Source organism: uncultured Anaerotruncus sp. (genome assembly GCF_902490045.1).
Classification (GTDB): Bacteria; Bacillota; Clostridia; order Oscillospirales; family Ruminococcaceae; genus Anaerotruncus.
This window is the reverse complement of sequence record NZ_CABUCJ010000037.1, coordinates 1-21111: the sequence shown is the minus strand read 5'-3', so window position 1 is coordinate 21111 and position 21111 is coordinate 1. Positions and strand designations below refer to the sequence as shown.

The following is a 21111-nucleotide window of genomic DNA, read 5'->3' as shown; positions in this document are numbered from 1 at the left end:
CCGCTTCGCCGTTCAGAGGGATCACTCGAAGAGATCAAGCTCCACGGGACAGTGGTCGCTGCCGAAAATTTCCGCGCGGATCCTGCTGTCCCTAATTTCGCCGCGCAGCCGTTCGGAGACGAGGAAATAGTCGATGCGCCAGCCCGCGTTGTTGGCGCGGGCGTGGTACATGTAGGACCACCAGGAGTAGGCGCCCGCCGCGTCGGGATAGAGGGCGCGGAAGCTGTCGACAAAGCCGCTCGCGAGCAGCTCGGTGAGCTTCTGGCGCTCCTCGTCGGTGAAGCCCGCGTTTCCCCGGTTGGGCTTGGGGTTTTTCAAGTCGATCTCCTCGTGCGCCACGTTGAGGTCGCCGCAGATGACGACCGGTTTTTTTTCGTCGAGCGCCGTCACATAGGCGCGGAAGGCGTCCTCCCACTCCATGCGGTAGTCGAGCCGGGTCAGCTCCCGCTGGGCGTTGGGGGTGTAGACGGTGACGAGGTAGAAGTCCTCAAATTCAAGGGTGATGGCGCGGCCCTCCCCGTCGTGTTCGGGGAGCCCGATGCCGCAGGCCACCGAGAGCGGCGGGATGCGGGTAAACACCGCCGTGCCGGAATAGCCCTTGCGCACCGCGCTGTTCCAGTACTGCCGGTAGCCGGGCAGGTCAAGGTCGGCCTGGCCGGGCTGCATCTTCGTCTCCTGCAGGCAGAAGACGTCCGCGTTTTCCGCGTTGAAAAAATCAAGAAAGCCCTTGCCCAGGCAGGCGCGCAGGCCGTTGACGTTCCAGGATATCAGTTTCATACGGCAAAGTCCTTTCGGAAAATTTCTTTTTCCCAGCATAACAGAATCCGCGGCAAAACGCAATTTACTTTGCCTGGAAAATCTGCTATGATAGTCTACCGGAAAGAGGTGTCGCAATGGAGATTTTTGAGGTGCGTGGAGAGCGGGAACGCTTCCGGGACCTGCTGCTCTTCGCGGACCCCTCGTGGGAGATGGTCATGCGCTACCTGCCGCATGGGTTCATGCTCGCCGCGCGGGAGGGGGACGCCGTCCTCGGAGAGATCGTGACGGTGCCGGTGGAAGCCGGCTGGGAGATCAAGAACCTCGCCGTCGCCGACCCGTTCCACCGCCGGGGGATCGGCGGCGCGCTGGTGCGCGCGGCGCTCGCGCGGCTGCCGGACGGCGCGGCGGTGTGGGTTGGCACGGGGGATTTTCCCTCCACGGTCGGGTTTTACGAGTCCTGCGGATTTAAACGGAGCCATGTCGTCAAGAATTTCTTTACCGACAACTACCCGGAGCCGATCTATGAAGGGGACAGCCAGTGCGTCGACATGCTCTATCTCACGCAGGTGAAGGGGGCGTGTCCCGCGGGCCCCTATGAGACGGGGATCGAGGGCTGCCGCATCCGGTTTGCCGGAACCGGCGACCTGGCGCTGATTCTGGACTTTATCAAAAAGCTCGCCGAATACGAGGGCATGCTCGGCGAGGTGGTCGCCACCGAGGACCTGCTGCGCGAATGGATTTTTGAAAAGCGGAAGGCGGAGGTCCTGATCGCGGAAAAGGACGGGGCCCCCGCCGGGTTCGCGCTCTTCTTCCACAACTTCTCCACCTTCCTCGGGCGCGCGGGGCTCTATCTGGAGGACCTCTTCGTACTGCCCGGGCTGCGCGGCGCCGGCATCGGGAAGGCCCTGCTCGCGCGGCTGGCGGCGCTCGCCGTCGAACGCGGCTGCGGCCGGGTCGAATGGTGGTGCCTCGACTGGAACAGGCCCTCGATCGGGTTTTACCGTTCGCTCGGCGCGCGGGCGATGGACGACTGGACCGTCTACCGCCTGACGGGGGACGCGATGAAGGCGCTCGCGGAGACGGCGGACGGCTGACGCGGAACAAAAACGCATTTCCACATGCGGGGAGGCAGAGTGTGATGAAAATCGGACTGGTCCTGGAGGGCGGCGGCATGCGCGGGCTCTATACCAACGGCGTGCTCGACTGCCTGATGGACAACCATTTTGAGGCGGACTACGTGATCGGCGTGTCCGCGGGCGCGTGCAGCGGGGTCAGCTACGTGTCGGGTCAGCGGGGGCGCAGCTACCGGGTCAATACCGGCTATGTGGACGACAAGCGGTATGTGGGCTTTGAGAGCCTCGTCAAAACCAGGTCGATGTTTGGGATGGACTTCATCTTCGACGAGATCCCGAACTGGCTCGACCCCTTCGACTACGAGGCGTTTCTGGCCTCGCCAGTCGAGTTTGTCACCGGCGTGACCGACGCGGATACCGGCAGGCCGGTCTACTTCACCAAGGAGGCCGTCCGGCCGGGGGACAGCACCCTGCTGCGCGCCTCCTCGTCGATCCCTGTGTTTTCGCCCGTGGTGGAATTCATGGGGGGACGCTACCTCGACGGCGGCACCTCCGACCCGATTCCGGTGCAGAAGGCGCTGGACGACGGCTGCGACCGGGTGGTCGTGGTGCTGACCCGCGACCGCTCCTACGAGAAATCGCCCGAGGGCATCCGCCCGGTCTACCGGCATATCTTCCACGATTCGCCGGGCATGGTGCACACCCTCGACATCCGCCACGAGGTCTACAACCGGGAGCTCGACCGGGTGCGGCGGCTCGAGCGGGAGGGGCGGGCGATCGTGATCGCGCCCGACCGCCCCGTGACGATCGGGCGGTTTGAAAAGGACCTCAAAAAGCTGGAGGCCCTCTACAAGACGGGGATGCTCGACGCGCAGCTCGCGATGCCCCGCCTGCATGCGTGGGCCCGGGAGAGGAGCGCGGAAAATGGCAAAGCTGAGTGATCTGCCGGACACCGGCAGGACGCCGTCTGCCCGAAAAGGGGAAGGCGAAGCTCCGGACCTTCCACAAATCACCCGGGAGGGCGCGGGAACGACCTATCTGGTGATCGGCGCGGGCGGCACGGGCGGCTGCATCGGCGGATATCTGGCCGACGCGGGGCGCGACGTGACGCTGGTCGCGCGCGGAAAGCACCTCGAGGCGATCCGGAGGGACGGACTGGTCCTGCACGGGACCCGGCGCGGGGAGCTGCGGGTCCCCGCCTGCACCGCCGGGGAATTCACCGGGCGCGCGGACGTGATCTTCGTCTGCGTCAAGGGCTACTCGGTGGAGGAGATTCTCCCGCTTGTCGAACGCGCGTCGGATGAGCGGACCGTCGTGATTCCCATCCTGAACGTCCTGGGCGCCGGGGAGCGGATGGCGGCCCGGCTGCCCGGCCGCACGGTGACCGACGGCTGCATCTATATCGTCGGTTATATCTCCGCGCCCGGAGAGGTCACCCAGTCGGGGGAGGTCTTCCGGATCGTCTTCGGCGAGCGGGAGGGGAACGCCCATGCGGCGCGCCTTCAGGAGATCGCGGAGGAGCTGCGCGGCGCGGACATCGACGCGGTGGTTTCGGACGATATCCGCCGCGACGCCTTCCGCAAATTCATGCTCGTCTCCCCGATGGCGGCGGCGGGCGCTTATTTTGACCTGCCGATGGGCGGCCTGCAGGCGCCGGGAGAGCCGCGCGAATTCTTCAAGTCGCTCGTGCGGGAGCTGTCGGCCATCGCGGACGCGAAGGGCTACCGCTATCCCGTGGACATGCTCGCCGACGGCCTGCGCCGCATCGACGCCATGAGCCCTGACACGACCGCCTCCATGCAGAAGGACCTCAAAAGGGGCGGCGCAAGCGAAGTGGACGGGCTTGTCGCCGAACCGGTACGCATGGCCCGCGCGCTCGGGATTCCCGCCCCGAGCTACGAGAGGGCGGCGGCCCGTTTGGGCGGGCGCTGACCGGGGGAGAACTTTCGGGAAAGTTCCCCCGGCCCCCTTCAAAGTTTTGGTTCAGGCCGGCCGCGCCCGGTCGGTCGTGGGCGCGCCCCGTGAGGCATTGCCGGGGAACCTCCGCCCGCACCCCCTGTGGGAAAGCGGCTTGCCGTTTTTTGCCGCGCGGAGTATAATGGGGAAAAACAGAAAGGAAGTCTGTGGAATGATCCCGACGATGGAAGAGGCGCAGGCCCTGCTGGAAAAGTACAACAAAGAGGCGTTCCACCTGCGCCACGCGGCGATCGTCAGCGGCGTGATGGGGTATTTCGCGGAGGAATACGACCCCGGCCGCGTGGAGTACTGGAAGGTGGTCGGCCTGCTGCACGACCTCGACTTTGAGCTTTACCCGGAGGAGCACTGCGTCAAGTCGCAGGAGCTGATGCGCGAAGAGGGGCTCGACGAGGGGATTATCCATTCCACGGCGAGCCACGGCTTTGGTCTCTGCTGCGACATCAAGCCGGAGCACATCATGGAAAAGATTTTGTTTGCCACCGACGAGCTCACCGGGCTGATCGGCGCGGCGGCGATCATGCGCCCCTCCAAAAGCGTCGTCGACCTCGAGACCAAATCGGTGAAGAAGAAGTTCAAGGACAAAAAATTCGCGGCGGGCTGCTCGCGCGAGGTCATCTCGCAGGGCGCGGAGATGCTCGGCTGGGAGCTCGACGAGCTGATCGAACGGACGATCCTCGCCATGCGCAGCCTGATGGGCACGATGGAAATCTGACCGCCGCCCCGGCAGGCCCGACAGACGGCCCGCCGGACCACGGGGACCTCTGTAAGATGGCCGGAAACGGGAAGCCGTTTTCGGCCATCTTTCCTTGTGCGGCGGGCCGCGGTGTGATAGAATGGGGACAGGAATCAGGCCGCCCCGCGCAGGCGGGACAGCCTTGGAAAGGTGGGAAAACCATGGCAAAACGGGTGTTTTTGATCGTGCTGGACAGCGTGGGCATCGGCGAGGAGCCGGACGCGGCCGCCTACGGCGACGAGGGCAGCCACACGCTGCGCGCCTGCTGGCAGTCGGGAAAGCTCTCGGTGCCCAACCTGCAAAAGCTGGGGCTCTATAACATCGAGGGGGTCGGCTGCGGCGAGCCGGTGGAGCGTCCGCTCGGCGCCTTCGCGCGCATGCGCGAATCGTCCGCCGGAAAGGACACGACGATCGGCCACTGGGAGATCGCGGGCATCGTCTCCCCAAAGCCGATGCCGACCTACCCGGACGGCTTCCCCCCCGAGATCATCCGCGAATACGAGCGGCTGACGGAGCGCGGGGTGCTCTGCAACAAGCCCTATTCGGGCACGCAGGTCATCCTCGACTACGGCCGCGCGCATGAGGAGACGGGCGCGCTCATCGTCTACACGAGCGCGGACAGCGTCTTCCAGGTCGCGGCGCACGAGCGGATCGTGCCGGTCAAGCAGCTCTACGAGTACTGCGAGACGGCCCGCACGCTGCTCCAGGGCGAGCACGGGGTGGGCCGCGTCATCGCGCGGCCCTTCGAGGGCAGCTGGCCCGACTACAGGCGCACCTCCAACCGACACGACTTCTCACTGACCCCGCCGCGCGGCACCATCCTCGACAAGCTGCAGGCCGCGGGCCTCGATACGATCGGCGTCGGCAAGATCTACGACATCTTCGCGGGCAAGGGGATCTCCCGGACCAGCCGCATCCAAAATAACGAGGACGGCATGGAGCAGACGATCGCCTGGGCGAAGAAGGCGTTCCACGGGCTCTGCTTCGTGAACCTCGTCGACTTCGACATGGTCTACGGGCACCGCAACGACGTGCCGGGATACACGGCGGCGCTCAACCGCTTTGACGAACAGCTCGGCGAGCTGCTGCCCCTGCTGCGGGAGGACGACGTGCTGATGATCACGGCCGACCACGGCTGCGACCCCTCCACCCCCTCGACCGACCATTCGCGGGAATACGTGCCGCTGCTCGTTTACGGGAGGGAGATCGCGGCGGGGCGTGACCTCGGCACCCGCCCGACCTTCGCGGACACGGGCGAAACGGCGGCGGCGCTGCTGGGCGTCGACGCCGGCTGCGACGGCGAATCGCTCTGCCCGCTGATCCTCGCGCGGGGATAGGCGCGCGGAAGCGAAAACGGGATACACCGGGGGCCGCCGCGCGGCGTCGGCCCCGCTGACCTGAACGAATAAGGAGGAGCAACATGCGCATCTATGACGTGATCATGAAGAAACGCAACGGCGGAACCCTCTCGGACGAGGAGATCGCCTATTTCATCGACGGCTACACGGCCGGCCGCATCCCCGATTACCAGGCGTCCGCCCTGCTGATGGCGATCTGGTTTCAAGGTATGGACGAACACGAGACCGCCGTGCTCACCGACTGCATGGCGCGTTCGGGCGACATGGTGGACCTCTCCGCGATCCCCGGGAGCAAGGTGGACAAGCACAGCACCGGCGGCGTCGGCGACAAGACGACGCTGATCGTCGCGCCCATCGTGGCGGCGTGCGGCGCGCCGGTCGCCAAGATGAGCGGGCGCGGGCTGGGGCACACGGGCGGCACGATCGACAAGCTCGAATCGATCCCGGGCTTCTGCACCTCGGTCGAGCGGGAGCGGTTTTTCCAGATCGTGCGGGACGCCGGCCTTTCGGTCATCGGCCAGACGGGCAACATCGCGCCCGCGGACAAGAAGATCTACGCGCTGCGCGACGTGACCGCCACGGTGGACAGCCTGCCGCTCATCGCCTCGTCGATCATGAGCAAAAAGCTCGCGGCGGGCTCCGACGCGATCGTGCTCGACGTCAAGACGGGCAGCGGCGCGTTCATGAAGACGCTCGACGATTCCATCGGGCTCGCGCAGGCGATGGTGTCGATCGGCGAGCACAACGGCCGCCGCACCATCGCGCTCATCACCGACATGGACCTCCCCCTCGGCCACGCGATCGGCAACTCCCTGGAGGTCATCGAGGCGGTGGATACGCTGCGCGGGCGGGGCCCGGCGGACCTTTCCGAGGTCTGCCTGCAGCTCGCCTCCAACATGCTCGTGCTGGCGGGCAAGGGGGAGCTCGCCGCCTGCCGCGCGATGGCGGAGGAGGCGCTCCGGAACGGCGCGGCCTTTGAAAAGCTGCGCGCGATGGTCGCCGCGCAGGGCGGCGACGTGTCTGTGCTCGACGACACCGAAAAATTCGCCAAGGCGCCGGTCGTGCACGAGGTGCTCTCCCCGGCGGACGGCTATATCTCCCACATGCAGACCGAGCTGTGCGGCATCGCGTCGGTGGCGCTCGGCGCGGGCCGCGCCAGCAAGGAGGACGCGATCGACCTCTCCGCGGGCATCCTGCTCCTCAAAAAGACGGGCGACGCGGTGAAAAAGGGCGAGCCCATCGCGCGGCTGCTGACCTCCCGGCGGGAGCTCGTCCCCGAGGGAGAGCGCCTGCTTCTGGAGGCGGTCGCCTTCTCCGAAACGCGCCCCGCGCCCGAAAAGTTGGTGCTCGCGCGCGTCACCAAGGACGCGGTGGAGAAATTCTGACCGGACGCGGGCGCCCGCCGTCCCGGCAGCCAGGCCGGGGCGGCGGGCTTTTCATTTGCGCGGGGAGAATTTTAGAGGACGGCAGTCCCTTTTGGGGCGTCCCGGGGGTTATAGAGGGAAAGGAGAGGATTGGAATGAAAAAGGTATTCGTATTATGCGCGGCGCTCGTGCTGCTGGCGGGATGCGCGCGGGAACCGGCCGCGGTTCCGCCGGCGCAGAGTGCGGCGGACAGCCCCGCCGCGTCCTCCGGACCCGTCGAGCCCACCGGGCCGGCCGTCCCCGACCTGACCGACTACCCGGCCCTGACCGGGCAATATGTGGACCGCCTGCTCTATTCCGGGGCGGCGGGACGCACCTGGGAAATCCCGTTCAACATCGGCGCGGACGCGCTGGTGGACTACTACGCCCTGCACTACATGGAGGATCTCGGGAAAGAGGCGCCCGCCGAATTCCCGGCGGAGGAGGTCGAGGAATATATCGGGCGGTACTTCGGCGCCGACGCTGTCTCGAGCATGCGCATCCACATCCGCTACGACGAGGCTGCCAACGCCTACCGCTTCGAGGGGCTGGGCGCGGCCTGCACCGCGCAGGTGAACAACGCCGTCCTCGAGGACGGCCTCCTGACGCTCGACTACGACGTCTACGGCCCCCGGGAAGACGGCGTCATCGTCTGGAGCGGCACGGTCAAAATCCGCCTCTCCCCCGACGGCGGCTGGAAGTACGAGGAAAACGAGATGCGCTATCCGATCTATCCCGTCGGCGGCGAGGAGCGGGCGCGGGAGGAGCTCGCGAAGACCTATGTCTACCCGATGATCCCCAGCGGCAGGCTTCTGCAATACGACTGGAGCTCTCCGGCGGAGATGGAGGCGGACGATTTGTTCTTCTATCTCTGCTTCAACAACCTGCTGGGGATGGAGAAGGACTTCGAGGGCTGCTTCGCGCCGGGTGCGACCGCGCCCGCCGCCGAGGTGGAAGCGGCAATCCGGGAATATTTCGACGTGCCGGTGGAATACCTGCGCACCTCCCAGTTCTACCGTGCCGACGGGGACTGCTATGAAATGATCGGCGGCTTCGGCGGAGGCGGCGGGCTCTCCGTGCTGGATTACGCGGAAAAGGACGGCGTGATTGAAATCGCGGTGGGCTCCTACGGCCCCTACGACCAGCCTGACCGGCCGATGCGCGTCGGGCGCCTGACGGTGGAAAAGAAACCGGACGGCGGCTTCCTCTACCGCTCCTACGAGATCGTACACAGCTGGCCGCCCGAACCCATCGCGTTTTTTGCAGAGTAAACCGCCCCGCGCGGCGGGTCTGTGCGTCTAAGACGCACACAGGGACCGGAACGAACGCCTTTCGTTCCGGTCCCTGCTTTTTTGCCGCAGACTTCCGGACGCGGTATATTCAGGCGGCCCGCGCAAAAACTAGCCATTGGCGGCGCTTGCCAAATTCCCCGGCGGGCGCTATAATATACTAAAACAGTATAATTTAATCGTTCCAAAGGAGGGACCCCTATGAATCTACAGAAATGCGCGGTCATCGGCTGCGGCGCGGTCGGCGCGACCACCGCCTACACCCTGCTGGGCAGCGGGCTCTTCTCCGAGCTGGTGCTGCTCGATATCGACCGGAAGAAGGCGGAGGGGGAGGCGATGGACATCGCCCACGGCGTGCCCTTCGTGCGTCCCGTCAACGTCTACGCGGGGGATTACCCCGACCTGTCGGACGCGGGGCTGGTGATCATCACGGCGGGCGCGGCGCAGTCCCCCGGCGAGACGCGCATCGACCTGGTCCGCAAGAACGTGAAGATTTTCCGGTCGATCGTCCCCCAGATCGTCCGCTACAATCAGGACGCCATCCTGCTGGTGGTGGCCAACCCTGTGGACATCCTCACCTATGTGACGCTCAAGCTGTCCGGCTTCCCCGCCTCGCGGGTGATCGGGTCGGGCACCGTGCTGGACACCGCGCGGTTCAAATACCTGCTCGGGGAGCACCTCGAGGTCGACCCGCGCAACATCCACGCCTTCATCATCGGCGAGCACGGGGACACCGAGCTGCCCGTGTGGAGCTCGGCCAACGTGTCGGGCATCGACCTCGCGGATTTCTGCAAGGTGTGCGGCAAGTGCGCCGACATGGCGGGGCTGCACGGCATCTATGAGGAGGTCAAGAACAGCGCCTACCGGATCATTGAGCGCAAGGGCGCGACCAATTACGCGATCGCCAAAGCGGTTCGGCGGATCGCGGAGGCGATCGTGCGGGACGAGAACTCGGTGCTGCCCGTATCGGGGCTGGCGGACGGGCACTATGGGCTGCACGACCTCTGCCTCGGGCTGCCCGCGATCGTGGGCCGGGAGGGGATCAAGCAGATCCTCGATTTCCCGCTCGACGAGACGGAGCACCGGGCGCTGGAGGCGTCCGCAGCGGCGCTATCCGAGGTCCTCGCGGAGATTACGCTTGATTAGCACTCTAATATATAGAGTGCTAAAAATTCACGGTTTATTCATAAATGATGCGTTGCTTTGTAACAATCCCGGGTTATACTAAAGCCAATGAAACAAGAAAGAGCGCCGGGCACAGGCGCCGGGAAAGAAGATGATTGCCATGTGCCGTAACATCCTGGGAACTCATAATCCGGGTTGAACAACACGAGAACACAACATCTGAAGGGGGATTTTATCATGTTTGACCTGATGCCTTTTGAACGCAGAACCAGAAACCTGTCCAACTTCTTCGACGCCTTTGACAAGACCTTTTTCAGCGATTTCCCGGCGAGCTTCTCCGAGATTCGCACCGATATCCTCGATAAGGGCGACAAGTTCGTCCTCCAGGCCGAGCTGCCCGGCTTCGACAAGGAGGACATCAGGATCGACCTGAACGGCGACACCCTTTCGATCTCCGCCGAGCACAAGGCCGAGAGCGAGGAGAAGAAAGAGGACGGCTACGTCCGCCGCGAACGCCGCTACGGCTCTTTCGCGCGCAGCTTCGACGTTTCCGGCATCGACGTCGAAAAGATCGGCGCCGAATACAAAAACGGCGTGCTCGAGCTCGAGCTGCCCAAGAAGCTCCCCGCCCAGCCGCAGGCCCGCCAGATCGAGCTCAAATAAGCCTTCGGGCTTTTGGAATTCCCCCGCCCGCCTCCGCGGGCGGGGGTTTTTGCATCTTTCCGCAAATATTTTCCCGGATGCGACTTTTTTGCCGCAAATTTATGCTATAATAAGCGCAGGCAATTGGCCAAAGCCAATTGCGCCCGCCTGCGGCGGGCAGCGTAAGACAGACCGCAAAGACCGAACCATATCAATCGAGGTGAAGGAATGGCAAGCGACAGCAAATTCGCGGTGCTTATCGACGCCGACAACATATCGGGAAAATATATCAAGATCATTCTGGACGAGATCTCAAACGACGGGATCGCCACCTATAAGCGCATCTACGGCGACTGGACAAGCCCCGCGCTCGTCTCGTGGAAAAACGTCCTGCTCGACAACTCCATACTGCCCATCCAGCAGTACAGCTACACCACCGGCAAGAACTCGACCGACTCGGCCATGATCATCGACGCGATGGATATCCTCTATTCAGGCCAGGTGGACGGCTTCTGCATCGTCTCGTCGGACAGCGATTTCACCCGGCTGGCCGCGCGCCTGCGGGAGAGCGGCATGACCGTCGTGGGCATGGGGGAGCGCAAAACCCCCAAATCGTTCATCTCCGCCTGCAACCGGTTCAAATACCTCGACATCCTCGCGACCGCCGAGCAGAAGGAACCGGAAAAACCCGCCCAGCCGGAAAAGCCCAAACAGCAGCCCAAGCAGGAGAAGGCCAAGCCCGCCCCCAGGCAGGAGGCGAAGCCCGAACCCAAGCCGGATCCGGAACCCGCGCCCGATCCCTGCCCCGAGCCGGAGGAGAAGCAGATGACCGGCCTGCGCACGATCAAAAAGGCGATCCGCACGATCGTGGCGGAAAACTCGGACGAGGACGGCTGGCTCTTCATCGGCACGATCGGCAACCTGCTCGTCAAGCGGTATCCCGACTTCGACGTGCGCAACTTCGGCTTCTCCAAGCTCACCCCCTTCATCGAGTCGCTCGACCTCTTCGACATCAAGAGCGTGCGCACCCGCGACAGCAGCGTCAAGCTCATCTATGTGAAGCTCAAATAATTGGGGAAAGGCCGCCGCATCGCGCGGCGGCCTTTTTTGATCTTCCTTTTTCTCTTGTAAAAAGGAAGCGAAAAATACGCCTGAAGGACTGGGCGTTCCGCGCTTTGCGAAGCGCGGCGCGGGGCTCTGCCCCGCGGCCCCGCCGCCTTTGAAAAGGCGGGCGAAACTTTTGAATAGGGCGGGCGAAATTTTTACTGTTAGGGGGTGGCGGCATGGAACTGGCGCTGCCGTGCGGCGCGGCGTATGTGCTGCGCGCCCTGCGCGCGGCGGGCCACGAGGCTTACGTCGTGGGCGGCTGCGTGCGCGACAGCCTGCTCGGCCGCGTGCCGGTCGATTGGGATGTGACCACCTCCGCGCTTCCGGAGGAGACGAAGGCGGTGTTTTCCGGGGCGCCCGTCATCGAGACGGGCATCCGCCACGGCACCGTGACCGTGCTGGTCGACGGCGAACCCGTCGAAATCACCACCTACCGGGTGGACGGCCCCTATTCCGACGGCCGCCGCCCCGATTCGGTCGCCTTTACCCGCAGCCTCCGGGAGGACCTCGCCCGCCGCGATTTCACGGTAAACGCCATGGCATGGTCGCCGGAGACCGGCCTTGCCGACCCGTTCGGCGGCGCGGACGACCTGCGCGGCGGCGTGATCCGCTCTGTCGGGGACCCGGCGCGGCGGTTTCAGGAGGACGCGCTGCGCATTCTGCGCGCCCTGCGCTTTTCGGCGGCGCTCGGCTTTTCGGTCGAGGTCAAAACCGCCGGCGCCCTGCGTGCGGGCCGCGCGCTGCTTGGAAAGGTGTCGGCGGAGCGGATCACGGCGGAGCTTGTGAAGCTCGTGTGCGGAGAAAACGCCCCCGCCGTCCTGCGGACGTTTCCCGAGGTGATCGCGCAGGTCCTGCCCGCGTGGGACTGCGACCCGGGCGCGCTCGGACGCGCGCCCGCCGACCCGCCGGTGCGGCTGGCGATGCTTTTTTCCTCGGAGGCGGACGCGGAAGCCGCCCTGCGCCGCCTGAAATTCGACCACAGGACGCTTCGCGCCGTAAAGGCCCTTCTCGCCTTCCGGTCCGCGCCGCTTGGGGAGGACCGCCCGGCGGCGCGGCGGATGCTGCGCGCCGTCGGCCCGGAAGGATTCCGTCGTCTGCTGGCGATGCGCGCGGCGTACGGGGAGCCGCTCGCCGGCGTGGAGCGCACGCTCGGGGAGGTGCTCGCGGACGGCGACTGCTGGTCGCTCGACGCGCTCGCGGTAAAGGGCGGGGATTTGCTCGCGGCGGGCGTGCCCGCCGGACCGGAGCTCGGACGCACCCTTTCCGCACTGCTCGACGCGGTGGTCAACGGGCGCTGTCCGAACGAGCGCGCCGCGCTCTTGAAGCTTGTTTGCCCTCATTAAAAATTTCGCCGCTTCCCTTTTTTGAGAATCACAAGGGGCGGTTCCCATCGGGAACCGCCCCTTTCCTCTTTCAATTTACTTCGCCGCGCCGTCGACCGTCTGCTGGATGACGCTCCGCATCATCTCCTTGGTCATCGCGCCGGGCGCATAGCCGAAGACGGTGCCGTCCGCCGAAATCATGAAGGTCGTCGGGAAGGCGCTGATGCCGTACTGGGCGAAGACGCCGCCCGTCGTGTCCATCACGGTCGGGAAGGTGTAGCCCTTGTCGGAAAGGAAGGCCGCGATCTCCTCGGGCGATTTGTCCTGCCCGTAGGGGTTTTCGTCCGTCTTGGGATTGGCGACGCCCAAAAAGATCACGTCGCCGGAGTTTTCGCCGTACTCCTTGTAGAGCTCTTCGATGTGGGGCATCTCCTGCTGGCAGGGCGGGCACCAGGTCGCCCAGAAGTTGAGGAAGACCACCTTGCCCTTGTAGTCAGAGAGGGTGTGGGTGACGCCGCTCTGGTCGACGAGGGTGAAGTCGGGCGCGGCCGGAGCGTCCGGCGCCTCCTCCCCGGAGGACGCCGCGGAGGAGGGCGATTCGCCCGAAGCGGGGGCCTCGGAGGAAACGGGCGCGGCGGGCTCGCTCTGGGAGACGCCGGAATCGGGGATGCGCGGAGCGCTCAGGTAGCTGGTGATACCGTTCATCCAGCCGGTGAAGGTCATGATTCCGATGACGATGAGCAGCACGCCGCCCGCCTTGATCGTGTATTTCATGAGCTTCTGGTTGCGGCGCAGGAAGCCGAGCGCCTGGGTGGTGAAGAGGCCGAGCGCGAGGAAGGGCAGCACAAAGCCGAGCGCGTAGACCAGCACGAGCAGGTTGCCCGCGAGGGCGCTTTTCGCGCCCGAGGCGAGGATGAGCACCGACGAGAGGGCGGGGCCGACGCAGGGGGTCCACGCGAAGGAGAAGGTGAAGCCCATGATGAAGGCGGCGGCGGGATTCATCTTTTTGCCGGCGACGTTGAGGTGAAATTTGTGCTCCCGCTGGAGGAATTTGAGCTCGAAGAAGCCGACCTGCACGAGGCCGAGCAGGAGGATGACGATGCCGCCGATGCGGGAAAAGAGGGCGCGGTGCCCGCTGAAGAAGGTGCCGACGGCGGTGAAGCCGATGCCCAGCAGGAAGAACGCGAAGGAGATCCCCAGCACAAAGAAGAGGGTGTGCAGCATCACCCTGCTCCGCCTGTAGACGGGATTGCCGTTTTCGTCCCGTTCGCCGCTGCCCGCGAGATAGCTGACGTAGATGGGGATGAGCGGAATGACGCAGGGGGAGAAGAAGGAGAGCAGCCCCTCCAGGAAGACGAGGAGAAAACTGATGTGTTCGGTGGCGGCAAAGCCCGGCATACGGATTCCTCACAATCTGTAATTTAAATTATTGCAGTTAGGATAGTGCTATTATATCCGGTCGAGGAAAATTTGTCAACCGCCCGGGCAGGATAAAAGATGACGGAATTGTAAATTCTCGGGAGCGGTTCGCATTTTGCACGGATTATGCTATAATAAGCGCAGGCAATCGGCTTTCGCCGATTGCGCGCGGCTGCGCCGGCGCAGGGAACCGGCGGCGCCGACCGCCGCGGAAAGAGAACCGGGCCGCCCGCGCGGCCTTTTTCATAGACAAGGGGACAAGCCCATGTGCCAATACCAGCAGGAGGCGCCGGAATTCCGGCCCGGCCCGGCGGAGGCCGCCTCGCGCCTGCGGATGCAGAGCGCGCTGCTTTCGCTCACCATCATCGTCAATATCCTCTGCCTCTACCTCGTCCAGTCGGACACGGTCATCGGCTGGATCGTCGGCGCGCTCGACCGGGCGGGCGCGGGGGAGCGCGGCTTTGCCATCGCCAACGAGCTTTTCTCGCTGGCGACCTACCTGACCGTCTTCCTGCTGCCCTACCTCGCCTACGCGAAGGTGCTCGGCTTCCGGCTGCGCCGGGTGCCGCACGACCCGCCCCATCCGCCCATCCTCGCCGCCTCGGCGGCGGTCGTGCTCGGGCTGTCGGTCGTCGGGGTGCTTCTTTCGCTGGCCGCGTCGATCTTTTTTTCCTTCTTCGGGCTTCTGCCCGCCGACCTGCCGATGGAGATTCCCGGCGACCCGCTGGCCGCCGCGCTCTATGTCTTCAACGCCACCGCCCTGCCCGCGCTCATCGAGGAGTTCACCTACCGCGGCGTGGTGCTCGGTTCCCTGCGCCCCTTTGGGGACCGGTTTGCGATCGTCGTGTCGGCGCTGCTCTTCGGGCTGCTCCACCGCAATATGGTCCAGTTCCCCAACGCCTTTCTGCTGGGCGCGGCGCTCGGCTACTTCATGGTCAAGACCAACTCGATCTGGACGAGCATGGCCATCCACTTCCTCAACAACCTCCTGGTCGTCCTGCTCTCGATCGTGACGGTGAACATGAGCGACCTGGGGGTGCTGGCCCTGCAGGGGCTGGAATTCATCGTCTACCTGGCCGCCGGCGGGATCGGCTTCTGGTATCTCTTCCAGAAGCTCTCGCTCGACGGTTCGCTGCGTCCCTGCGACTGCCCGCTGCGGGAGCGGACCCGCTACCGCAGGTTCTTCCTGAGCTTCCCGATGCTCCTGCTGCTGGCGCTCTACCTGCGAATCTTCTACCTGAGCTTTACAAGGATGTGACCGACATGCCAACCGACGAATCCTACATGTCCCTCGCGCTCGAGCTGGCGCGGGAGGCCGCGAAGCTGGGCGAGGTGCCGGTGGGCGCGGTTGCGGTGTGGGACGGCGAGGTCGTCGGCACCGGCTTCAACCGCCGCGAGACGGGCAAAAACGCGCTGGCCCACGCCGAGCTGGAGGCGATCGACGCGGCCTGCCGCAGGCTGGGCGGCTGGCGGCTGCACCGGTGCGACCTCTACGTCACCCTCGAGCCCTGCCCGATGTGCGCGGGCGCGATCGTCAACGCCCGCATCCGCCGGGTGGTGTTCGGCGCGCGCGACCCCAAGGCGGGCTGCTTCGGCTCGGTGAGCGACTTTGCGGCGCTTCCCTTCAACCACCGCCCTGAGGTGGTCGGGGGCGTGCTCGCGGAGGCCTGCGCGGCGGAACTTTCCGCCTTCTTCCAAAGATTGCGTAACTGCCGATAAAAAAATCAAATCGGACACAATATCTTGTGTCCGTTCATAGTTTGTTCACCATTGGGGAGGGCGGATATGTTATAATGCTTTTTAGAAACTTAGCGTTTCTAAGTTAATCCCCCCTCCTTGATTTTATCTCCAGATCACTTCACCTGTCAGCGGGCCGCGAGGCTCGTCTTTTTTTTGCCCCGCGCCCTTTGGCGGCGGGGCCGGCGCAAAAACCGCCTCCTGCGGCGCGGGGGGCGGTTTTTTTAGTCCAGCAGCGGCAGCTTGCCGCAGTAGCGGTAGCTGTGCAGGTAGTCCTCCGCGAGAAAGGGGGCGTTCGGTTCCCCCTCGGTGGCCGCGAGGCGCAGCTTTTCCAAATTGGTGCGCGCCGTGAGCGCGCACGCCTGCGGTCCGTCCGCGCGGGCGACCACGCCGTTCCTGCCCGGGGTGGCGTCGAGCGGGGCAAAGATGCCGCACCGCGCGGCGCCGCCGGAGGCGTAGCAGGCGTAGAGCGCGTAGACGCCGCTTTCATTGGCGCGGCAGCGCAGCAGATCGGGCAGGACGCCGCCGCCCGCGCCGGGCACGGCGATGAGCCGCGCGCCCTGCTCCCGCAGGATTTTGAAGCACTCGAAATAATAGGCGTCCGACCCGAGCACGACGCCGATCGGGCCGACGGCCGTCTCGACCGGCTCGATGAGCCCGGAGGGTTCGACGCCCAGCGCGCGGTCGGGCCCGATCGCGCAGATTTTTTCCTGCGCGCCCGCGGGCTGCCCGTCGGGGCCGAAGACGACGCACCGGTTGATCAGCCGCCCCTCCTCCCAGAAGAGGGAGCTGCCCGCCACGAGGTAGACGTGCTGGAGGCGGGCGACCGTGCTGAAGGTATACATGTAGAGCTCGTAGAGGTAGCCGTGCAGCGCCGCCGCGACCGGCTCCATCCGCTCCTTCGCGGGCTGCGGGAAGGGGCCGTCCGGCGCGGGCGGGACTCCGCCGAACAGCCAGCGGAGCATCCGCTTCCAGCCGGGGACGGTCGTGAGGGGGGCGAGCCCCACGTATTCGGGGAAGACGACGACCTGCGCGCCCGCGTCGACTGCGGACCTGGCCAGCCGGTAAATTTCCGCCGCGTAGTCCTTCCAGTCCCGGTAGGCGCGGGGCGCGAGCTGCACGGCCGCCGCGCGCACCGCCTCGGGCGCGGCGAATTCGGCGTTGCGCCGGTCGTTCTCCCCCTTCCCTTCGAGGAAGGCGGTGATCTTTTTCGGCGTGGCCGCGAAGGACAGCCGGAAGGTCATCAGCCCCAGAATCGCTTTCCACATGCGGCTACCTCCCCAGTTCGGCGGCGTAGTTTTCCACGAGCGCCGGATTGATCTGTTCCATCAGCTCGAACCGGGCGCGGATCTCGTCGAGCCGCTCCATATTGAGCGCGAACCGCACGGGCAGCATGCCGGTGCGCCGCACCAGGTAGCCGTCCCCCGCGCGGGTGACGGGCGCGGGGCAGCAGACGACCGCGCCCCCGGCCGCGAAATTCGCGACATAGACGTTGTTGCTCTGCGCGGCGTTCCAGACGGTGCAGAGGATGCGCTCGGGGGTCTCCTCCGCCGGGTCGAGGCACTGCACCGACAGGACGGCGTCCGCCCCCTTGAGCGCGGCGGTCCGGAGGACCTGCGGATGGCAGATGTCCGCGTCGACGCAGAGGAAGAGGTTCCCCAGCTCCGTGTGCACGACCTCAACCCGCTCCCCCGGGCGCAGCGCGCCCCGCAGCGGGAGGGCGAGGTGCAGGGCGGGCTGGCGGCAGAGCGCCCGTCCGTCGGGGCCGAGCAGGCAGAGGCAGAGGTTCCCCTCGTGCGCGAAGAGGCCGCTCACGAGGTAGACGCGGTGCTCCCTGGCATAGCGGACGCATTGCGACAGGTGGCGGCGCAGGTCCGCGCCGTCAAAATGGATGCCGCCGTCCGCCAGCAGCACCAGCTTCGCGTCCTCCGAGGGGGGCTGGAAGGGGGGACGTATTTCAATCGGGAAAAGCTCCATGCGGATTCCTTTCTCTCGCCGCGGGGCGGCGCCGTTGATTTCCTGCGTTTATCATACCATCCGCGCCCGCGGATTGCAAACGCCCGGGGAGAGGAAAAAAGAGGGGGCCGCCCTAGGGCGGCCCCCTCTTCCGCCGCCTTGGGGAAGGCGGCGCATATCGCGCGGGTTACCGGAGAACGTGCTTTTGGATGCCCCCATAGGCGCAGAAGCAGGCGATCAGGCAGGAGAGGGAGCAGCCGATGAGCACCAAGTAGATGAGGGACATCGGCAGGGCGGCCAGCAGGAGGAGCTGGAGCACGCCGATGACGGCCAGCGCAAGCAGGTTGCGCGGCAGGCAGAGCAGCGCGAGCAGCAGGGCGTTCCGCAGGGCCTGCCGGGGCGGCAGGTCGACGAGCGCGAGCATGGGAAAGAGGTAGAGCGCCGCGCAGAGGAACAGGAGCAGAAGCGCCCCTGCGGCCAGCAGGGGGATGGACCAGGCGGGCGAGGAGAGAGCAGCCGCGGCGTAAAACCGCAGCGCCCCGCCGCAGAGGAGGATCAGCGCGAGCAGCGGCAGGCCGAGCAGCGTGGACCATTTGAACTCCCGCTTAAAAGCGGCGAAAAAGTCGTGCCAGAGGAAGTGGTTCCGGTCGCGGAGCATCGTAAGGGCAATCCGGCACATCGCGGTGGTCGCCGCCGGGATGGTGAAGACGGGGACGCAGAAGAGCAGGTAGAGCAGGTTCAGCTTGACAAGCTCGAAAAACTCGCGGGAGAGCACGTCGAAAAAGAGGGCCAGCCCCTTTTTTGGGGGCGCGTCCTTGGGGATGCCGGGACCGGGCCTGGCGTAATTTCCGAAGAGCCCCACGGGAACACCTCGCTTTCTAAAGATGGAAAAAGGCCCCGGCGGCGGATAAAACCGCCGCCGGAAGCCGCAGGCGCAGGCCGCTCAGTTGAAGATGACCTGCTGGGTCTCCTTGTCGAAGAGGTGGATTTTGGTGCAGTCGATCGCAATCTTGATGCGGTCGCCGTCCTTGGCGCCGCTGCGGGGCGGGACCTTGGCGACCAGCTTGGTTTCTCCGCTGGTGAGGTAGAGGAAGATCTCCGAGCCCATCAGCTCGGCCAGGTCGACGTCCGCGTCGATGACGCTCGCCGTGTCGAGCCCGAAATAGGCCTCCTCGTCGTGCAGGTTTTCGGGGCGGATGCCGAGGGTCGCCGTCTTGCCCACATAGGCGTCGAGCGCGCCGGCGTCGGCCTTGCCCGCCGGGATTTTGATCTCATAATCGCCGAACATCGCGGCGTAGCGGCCGTCCTTCTTCTGGATCGTGACGTCGAGGAAGTTCATCTGCGGGGAGCCGATGAAGCCCGCGACAAAGACGTTGCACGGCCTGTCATAGAGGTTCTGCGGGGTGTCGACCTGCTGGATGAAGCCGTCCTTCATGACGACGATCCGGTCGCCCATCGTCATCGCCTCGGTCTGGTCGTGGGTGACGTAGACGAAGGTGGTTCCCAGGCGCTTGTGCAGCTTGGTGATCTCCGAACGCATCGCCGTGCGCAGCTTGGCGTCGAGGTTGGAGAGCGGCTCGTCGAGCAGGAAGACCGCCGGGTCGCGGACCATCGCGCGCCCGAGCGCGACGCGCTGCCGCTGGCCGCCCGAAAGCGCCTTGGGCTTACGGTTGAGCAGGTGCTCGATGTCGAGCACCCTGGCCGCCTCGTGCACCTTGCGGTCGATCTCCTCCTTGGGGGTCTTGCGGAGCTGGAGGCCGAACGCCATATTCTTATAGACGGTCATATGCGGATAGAGCGCGTAGTTCTGGAAGACCATCGCGATGTCGCGGTCCTTGGGGGCCACGTCGTTGACCAGCTTGTCGCCGATGTAGAGTTCGCCCTTGCTGATCTCCTCGAGCCCCGCGATCATGCGCAGGGTGGTGGACTTTCCGCAGCCGGACGGGCCGACGAGGATGATGAACTCCTTGTCGTCGATCTCGAGGTTGAAATCGCTCACGGCGGTCACGTTGCCGGGATAGACCTTGAAGATGTGGCGCAGGGAAATGCTTGCCATGACAAAACCCCCTATGGTAAAATATTGATTTTATAATCCGGATGTGCTATCCTTTTGATATCCCTTATAATCCTTATTATATCGGGGATTCTGTCAAATACAAGGGTATTTTATTGATATCGATGGTGATTTATTGATGTCTGCGATCGACGAAATCATGCCGGGCCGGCAGCCCCTTGGGCTGCGCGCCCCGGCGGGCTTTCCCGGCGTGCTCCCGACCGAGTGCGGGCGGCTGGAGGCGCGCGGCCCGCTCTCCTTCTCGGAGCGCGCGGTCCTGCTGCTCCACCTGCACGAAGGGCGTGCGTCCGCCCTGCTCGGGGAGCGGCCCCACCGCCTGGAGCCGGGGTGCTTCCTCATCGCACAGGACGCCTCCGCACTGCGCCTGCTGCCCGAGGGGGAGTCCTGCTACGCCTACCTGCTTCTCAAAAACGCACAGGAGCTTGCCGCGCTGCTCGCGCGCGGCGGCGCGCTCCTGCGCCCCCACGCCGGGTGCCGCGCGGCCGGCCTGCTGTGGAACTTCTGCCGCCGCGCGCAGGCGGGCGGCTTCCAGAACCCCTTCGCCGCGAGCGAGGCGGCCTACCGCATCCTCATGGAGCTCTGCGCGGCGGCGCCCCGCGCGGATTCCTACAGCGAGCTGGTGCGGGGCGCGGTCGACCTCATCCGGTCGGAGCCCGCCTTCCTCGCGGGCGTCGACGAGCTCGCCGAAAAGCTCGGCGTGAGCAAGCCCCACCTCATCCGCACCTTCACGGCGGAAGTTGGGGAGTCCCCCGGCAAGTTCCTCCAGCGGGAACGGATCGACGCCGCCAAGCTCCTCCTGCTCAACCGCGAATACCCGGTCGAGACGGTGGCCAACATGACCGGCTACGCGGGCGCCAACTATTTCTGCAAGGTCTTCCGCCGCCTCACCGGCGAATCCCCCGGCGAATACCGCGCCCGCGCCTCCGGCCCCCTCCCCCGCCGCGACGCCCCCCGGCTCGACGCCTTCGAGGGCGTGCATTACGTTTAGCCCCGGGGGAACTTTTGGAAATGTTTCCCCTGAACCCCTTCCAAACGTTTGGTTCAGGCCGGCCCGCCTCATCGCGGCCGCCGCCCGTGCGGGAAGGCACGGTCACAGTCCCTCCCCGCCGCCTAACAGAAAGAGGCCGGGCGTTCCAT

At 65.4% G+C, this 21111-nt stretch carries 20 protein-coding genes and 1 pseudogene; 15 read left to right on the top strand and 6 right to left on the bottom strand.

Annotated features, from left to right (window positions below):
* Positions 1-21 precede the first annotated feature (21 nt).
* Positions 22-777 (bottom strand): exodeoxyribonuclease III, encoded by a 756-nt coding sequence (locus tag RDM88_RS05900; RefSeq protein WP_308753941.1) that lies wholly within the window; start codon positions 775-777, stop codon positions 22-24.
* 116 nt (positions 778-893) lie between these two features.
* Between RDM88_RS05900 and RDM88_RS05895 the strand changes: the two are divergent.
* From RDM88_RS05895 to RDM88_RS05840, 12 genes and pseudogenes are all read left to right on the top strand, one after another.
* Positions 894-1226: pseudogene (locus RDM88_RS05895) on the top strand (GNAT family N-acetyltransferase); the annotation flags it as partial.
* Positions 1227-1307: 81 nt separating this feature from the next.
* Positions 1308-1853, top strand: a complete 546-nt coding sequence (locus tag RDM88_RS05890; RefSeq protein WP_374045420.1) for an N-acetyltransferase family protein — start codon at positions 1308-1310, stop codon at positions 1851-1853.
* A 44-nt stretch (positions 1854-1897) separates the two neighbouring features.
* The gene (locus tag RDM88_RS05885) at positions 1898-2773 is read left to right on the top strand and encodes a patatin family protein (RefSeq protein ID WP_308753940.1); all 876 of its coding nucleotides are present in this window, start codon (positions 1898-1900) and stop codon (positions 2771-2773) included.
* Complete coding sequence (locus tag RDM88_RS05880) at positions 2757-3764, top strand: 2-dehydropantoate 2-reductase (RefSeq protein ID WP_308753939.1); 1008 nt, start codon at positions 2757-2759, stop codon at positions 3762-3764. Before RDM88_RS05885 ends, RDM88_RS05880 begins: the two co-directional genes overlap by 17 nt.
* 199 nt (positions 3765-3963) lie before the next feature.
* The gene (locus tag RDM88_RS05875) at positions 3964-4521 is read left to right on the top strand and encodes a hydrolase (protein WP_374045419.1); all 558 of its coding nucleotides are present in this window, start codon (positions 3964-3966) and stop codon (positions 4519-4521) included.
* Between the two features lie 182 nt (positions 4522-4703).
* A complete protein-coding gene (locus tag RDM88_RS05870) occupies positions 4704-5879 on the top strand; it encodes a phosphopentomutase (protein ID WP_308753937.1) in 1176 nt (391 codons plus the stop codon).
* Between the two features lie 83 nt (positions 5880-5962).
* Positions 5963-7285, top strand: a complete 1323-nt coding sequence (locus RDM88_RS05865) for a pyrimidine-nucleoside phosphorylase (RefSeq protein WP_308753936.1) — start codon at positions 5963-5965, stop codon at positions 7283-7285.
* 134 nt (positions 7286-7419) lie between these two features.
* Positions 7420-8574 carry a DUF6070 family protein gene (locus RDM88_RS05860; RefSeq protein ID WP_308753935.1) on the top strand — a complete coding sequence of 385 codons (1155 nt, stop codon included), beginning with the start codon at positions 7420-7422 and terminating at the stop codon, positions 8572-8574.
* 219 nt (positions 8575-8793) lie between these two features.
* Positions 8794-9738: an L-lactate dehydrogenase gene (locus RDM88_RS05855; RefSeq protein ID WP_308753934.1), complete on the top strand. Its 945-nt coding sequence runs from the start codon at positions 8794-8796 to the stop codon at positions 9736-9738.
* Positions 9739-9954: 216 nt separating this feature from the next.
* A complete protein-coding gene (locus RDM88_RS05850) occupies positions 9955-10380 on the top strand; it encodes an Hsp20/alpha crystallin family protein (RefSeq protein ID WP_308753933.1) in 426 nt (141 codons plus the stop codon).
* 207 nt (positions 10381-10587) lie between these two features.
* The gene (locus RDM88_RS05845) at positions 10588-11430 is read left to right on the top strand and encodes an NYN domain-containing protein (RefSeq protein WP_308753932.1); all 843 of its coding nucleotides are present in this window, start codon (positions 10588-10590) and stop codon (positions 11428-11430) included.
* A 212-nt stretch (positions 11431-11642) separates the two neighbouring features.
* The gene (locus RDM88_RS05840; RefSeq protein WP_308753931.1) at positions 11643-12809 is read left to right on the top strand and encodes a CCA tRNA nucleotidyltransferase; all 1167 of its coding nucleotides are present in this window, start codon (positions 11643-11645) and stop codon (positions 12807-12809) included.
* Between the two features lie 75 nt (positions 12810-12884).
* On the opposite strand, the gene RDM88_RS05835 is transcribed toward RDM88_RS05840, so the two are convergent.
* A complete protein-coding gene (locus tag RDM88_RS05835) occupies positions 12885-14186 on the bottom strand; it encodes a cytochrome c biogenesis protein CcdA (RefSeq protein ID WP_308753930.1) in 1302 nt (433 codons plus the stop codon).
* A 286-nt stretch (positions 14187-14472) separates the two neighbouring features.
* On the opposite strand from RDM88_RS05835, the gene RDM88_RS05830 reads away from it, so the two are divergent.
* Both RDM88_RS05830 and tadA read left to right on the top strand, forming a co-directional pair.
* On the top strand, positions 14473-15465 hold the full coding sequence (locus tag RDM88_RS05830; protein ID WP_308753929.1) for a CPBP family intramembrane glutamic endopeptidase: 993 nt from the start codon (positions 14473-14475) through the stop codon (positions 15463-15465).
* A 5-nt stretch (positions 15466-15470) separates the two neighbouring features.
* The gene (gene tadA / locus RDM88_RS05825; protein WP_308753928.1) at positions 15471-15926 is read left to right on the top strand and encodes a tRNA adenosine(34) deaminase TadA; all 456 of its coding nucleotides are present in this window, start codon (positions 15471-15473) and stop codon (positions 15924-15926) included.
* A 242-nt stretch (positions 15927-16168) separates the two neighbouring features.
* On the opposite strand, the gene RDM88_RS05820 is transcribed toward tadA, so the two are convergent.
* The 4 genes from RDM88_RS05820 to RDM88_RS05805 all read right to left on the bottom strand — a co-directional run bounded on the left by RDM88_RS05820 (position 16169) and on the right by RDM88_RS05805 (position 19956).
* On the bottom strand, positions 16169-17212 hold the full coding sequence (locus tag RDM88_RS05820) for a nitrilase-related carbon-nitrogen hydrolase (protein ID WP_308753927.1): 1044 nt from the start codon (positions 17210-17212) through the stop codon (positions 16169-16171).
* Positions 17213-17216: 4 nt separating this feature from the next.
* The gene (locus tag RDM88_RS05815) at positions 17217-17921 is read right to left on the bottom strand and encodes a hypothetical protein (protein WP_308753926.1); all 705 of its coding nucleotides are present in this window, start codon (positions 17919-17921) and stop codon (positions 17217-17219) included.
* A 166-nt stretch (positions 17922-18087) separates the two neighbouring features.
* A complete protein-coding gene (locus RDM88_RS05810) occupies positions 18088-18762 on the bottom strand; it encodes a YesL family protein (RefSeq protein ID WP_308753925.1) in 675 nt (224 codons plus the stop codon).
* 81 nt (positions 18763-18843) lie between these two features.
* A complete protein-coding gene (locus RDM88_RS05805; protein ID WP_308753924.1) occupies positions 18844-19956 on the bottom strand; it encodes a sn-glycerol-3-phosphate ABC transporter ATP-binding protein UgpC in 1113 nt (370 codons plus the stop codon).
* A 136-nt stretch (positions 19957-20092) separates the two neighbouring features.
* On the opposite strand from RDM88_RS05805, the gene RDM88_RS05800 reads away from it, so the two are divergent.
* Complete coding sequence (locus RDM88_RS05800) at positions 20093-20962, top strand: helix-turn-helix transcriptional regulator (protein WP_308753923.1); 870 nt, start codon at positions 20093-20095, stop codon at positions 20960-20962.
* The last annotated feature ends 149 nt before the right edge of the window (positions 20963-21111 follow it).

Coding starts and splice junctions, on each gene's coding strand:
- RDM88_RS05900 (WP_308753941.1), bottom strand. CDS start 777: ATGAAACTGATATCCTGGAACGTCAACGGCCTGCGCGCCTGCCTGGGC.
- RDM88_RS05890 (WP_374045420.1), top strand. CDS start 1,308: ATGCTCTATCTCACGCAGGTGAAGGGGGCGTGTCCCGCGGGCCCCTAT.
- RDM88_RS05885 (WP_308753940.1), top strand. CDS start 1,898: ATGAAAATCGGACTGGTCCTGGAGGGCGGCGGCATGCGCGGGCTCTAT.
- RDM88_RS05880 (WP_308753939.1), top strand. CDS start 2,757: ATGGCAAAGCTGAGTGATCTGCCGGACACCGGCAGGACGCCGTCTGCC.
- RDM88_RS05870 (WP_308753937.1), top strand. CDS start 4,704: ATGGCAAAACGGGTGTTTTTGATCGTGCTGGACAGCGTGGGCATCGGC.
- RDM88_RS05865 (WP_308753936.1), top strand. CDS start 5,963: ATGCGCATCTATGACGTGATCATGAAGAAACGCAACGGCGGAACCCTC.
- RDM88_RS05860 (WP_308753935.1), top strand. CDS start 7,420: ATGAAAAAGGTATTCGTATTATGCGCGGCGCTCGTGCTGCTGGCGGGA.
- RDM88_RS05855 (WP_308753934.1), top strand. CDS start 8,794: ATGAATCTACAGAAATGCGCGGTCATCGGCTGCGGCGCGGTCGGCGCG.
- RDM88_RS05850 (WP_308753933.1), top strand. CDS start 9,955: ATGTTTGACCTGATGCCTTTTGAACGCAGAACCAGAAACCTGTCCAAC.
- RDM88_RS05845 (WP_308753932.1), top strand. CDS start 10,588: ATGGCAAGCGACAGCAAATTCGCGGTGCTTATCGACGCCGACAACATA.
- RDM88_RS05840 (WP_308753931.1), top strand. CDS start 11,643: ATGGAACTGGCGCTGCCGTGCGGCGCGGCGTATGTGCTGCGCGCCCTG.
- RDM88_RS05835 (WP_308753930.1), bottom strand. CDS start 14,186: ATGCCGGGCTTTGCCGCCACCGAACACATCAGTTTTCTCCTCGTCTTC.
- RDM88_RS05830 (WP_308753929.1), top strand. CDS start 14,473: ATGTGCCAATACCAGCAGGAGGCGCCGGAATTCCGGCCCGGCCCGGCG.
- tadA (WP_308753928.1), top strand. CDS start 15,471: ATGCCAACCGACGAATCCTACATGTCCCTCGCGCTCGAGCTGGCGCGG.
- RDM88_RS05820 (WP_308753927.1), bottom strand. CDS start 17,212: ATGTGGAAAGCGATTCTGGGGCTGATGACCTTCCGGCTGTCCTTCGCG.
- RDM88_RS05815 (WP_308753926.1), bottom strand. CDS start 17,921: ATGGAGCTTTTCCCGATTGAAATACGTCCCCCCTTCCAGCCCCCCTCG.
- RDM88_RS05805 (WP_308753924.1), bottom strand. CDS start 19,956: ATGGCAAGCATTTCCCTGCGCCACATCTTCAAGGTCTATCCCGGCAAC.
- RDM88_RS05800 (WP_308753923.1), top strand. CDS start 20,093: ATGTCTGCGATCGACGAAATCATGCCGGGCCGGCAGCCCCTTGGGCTG.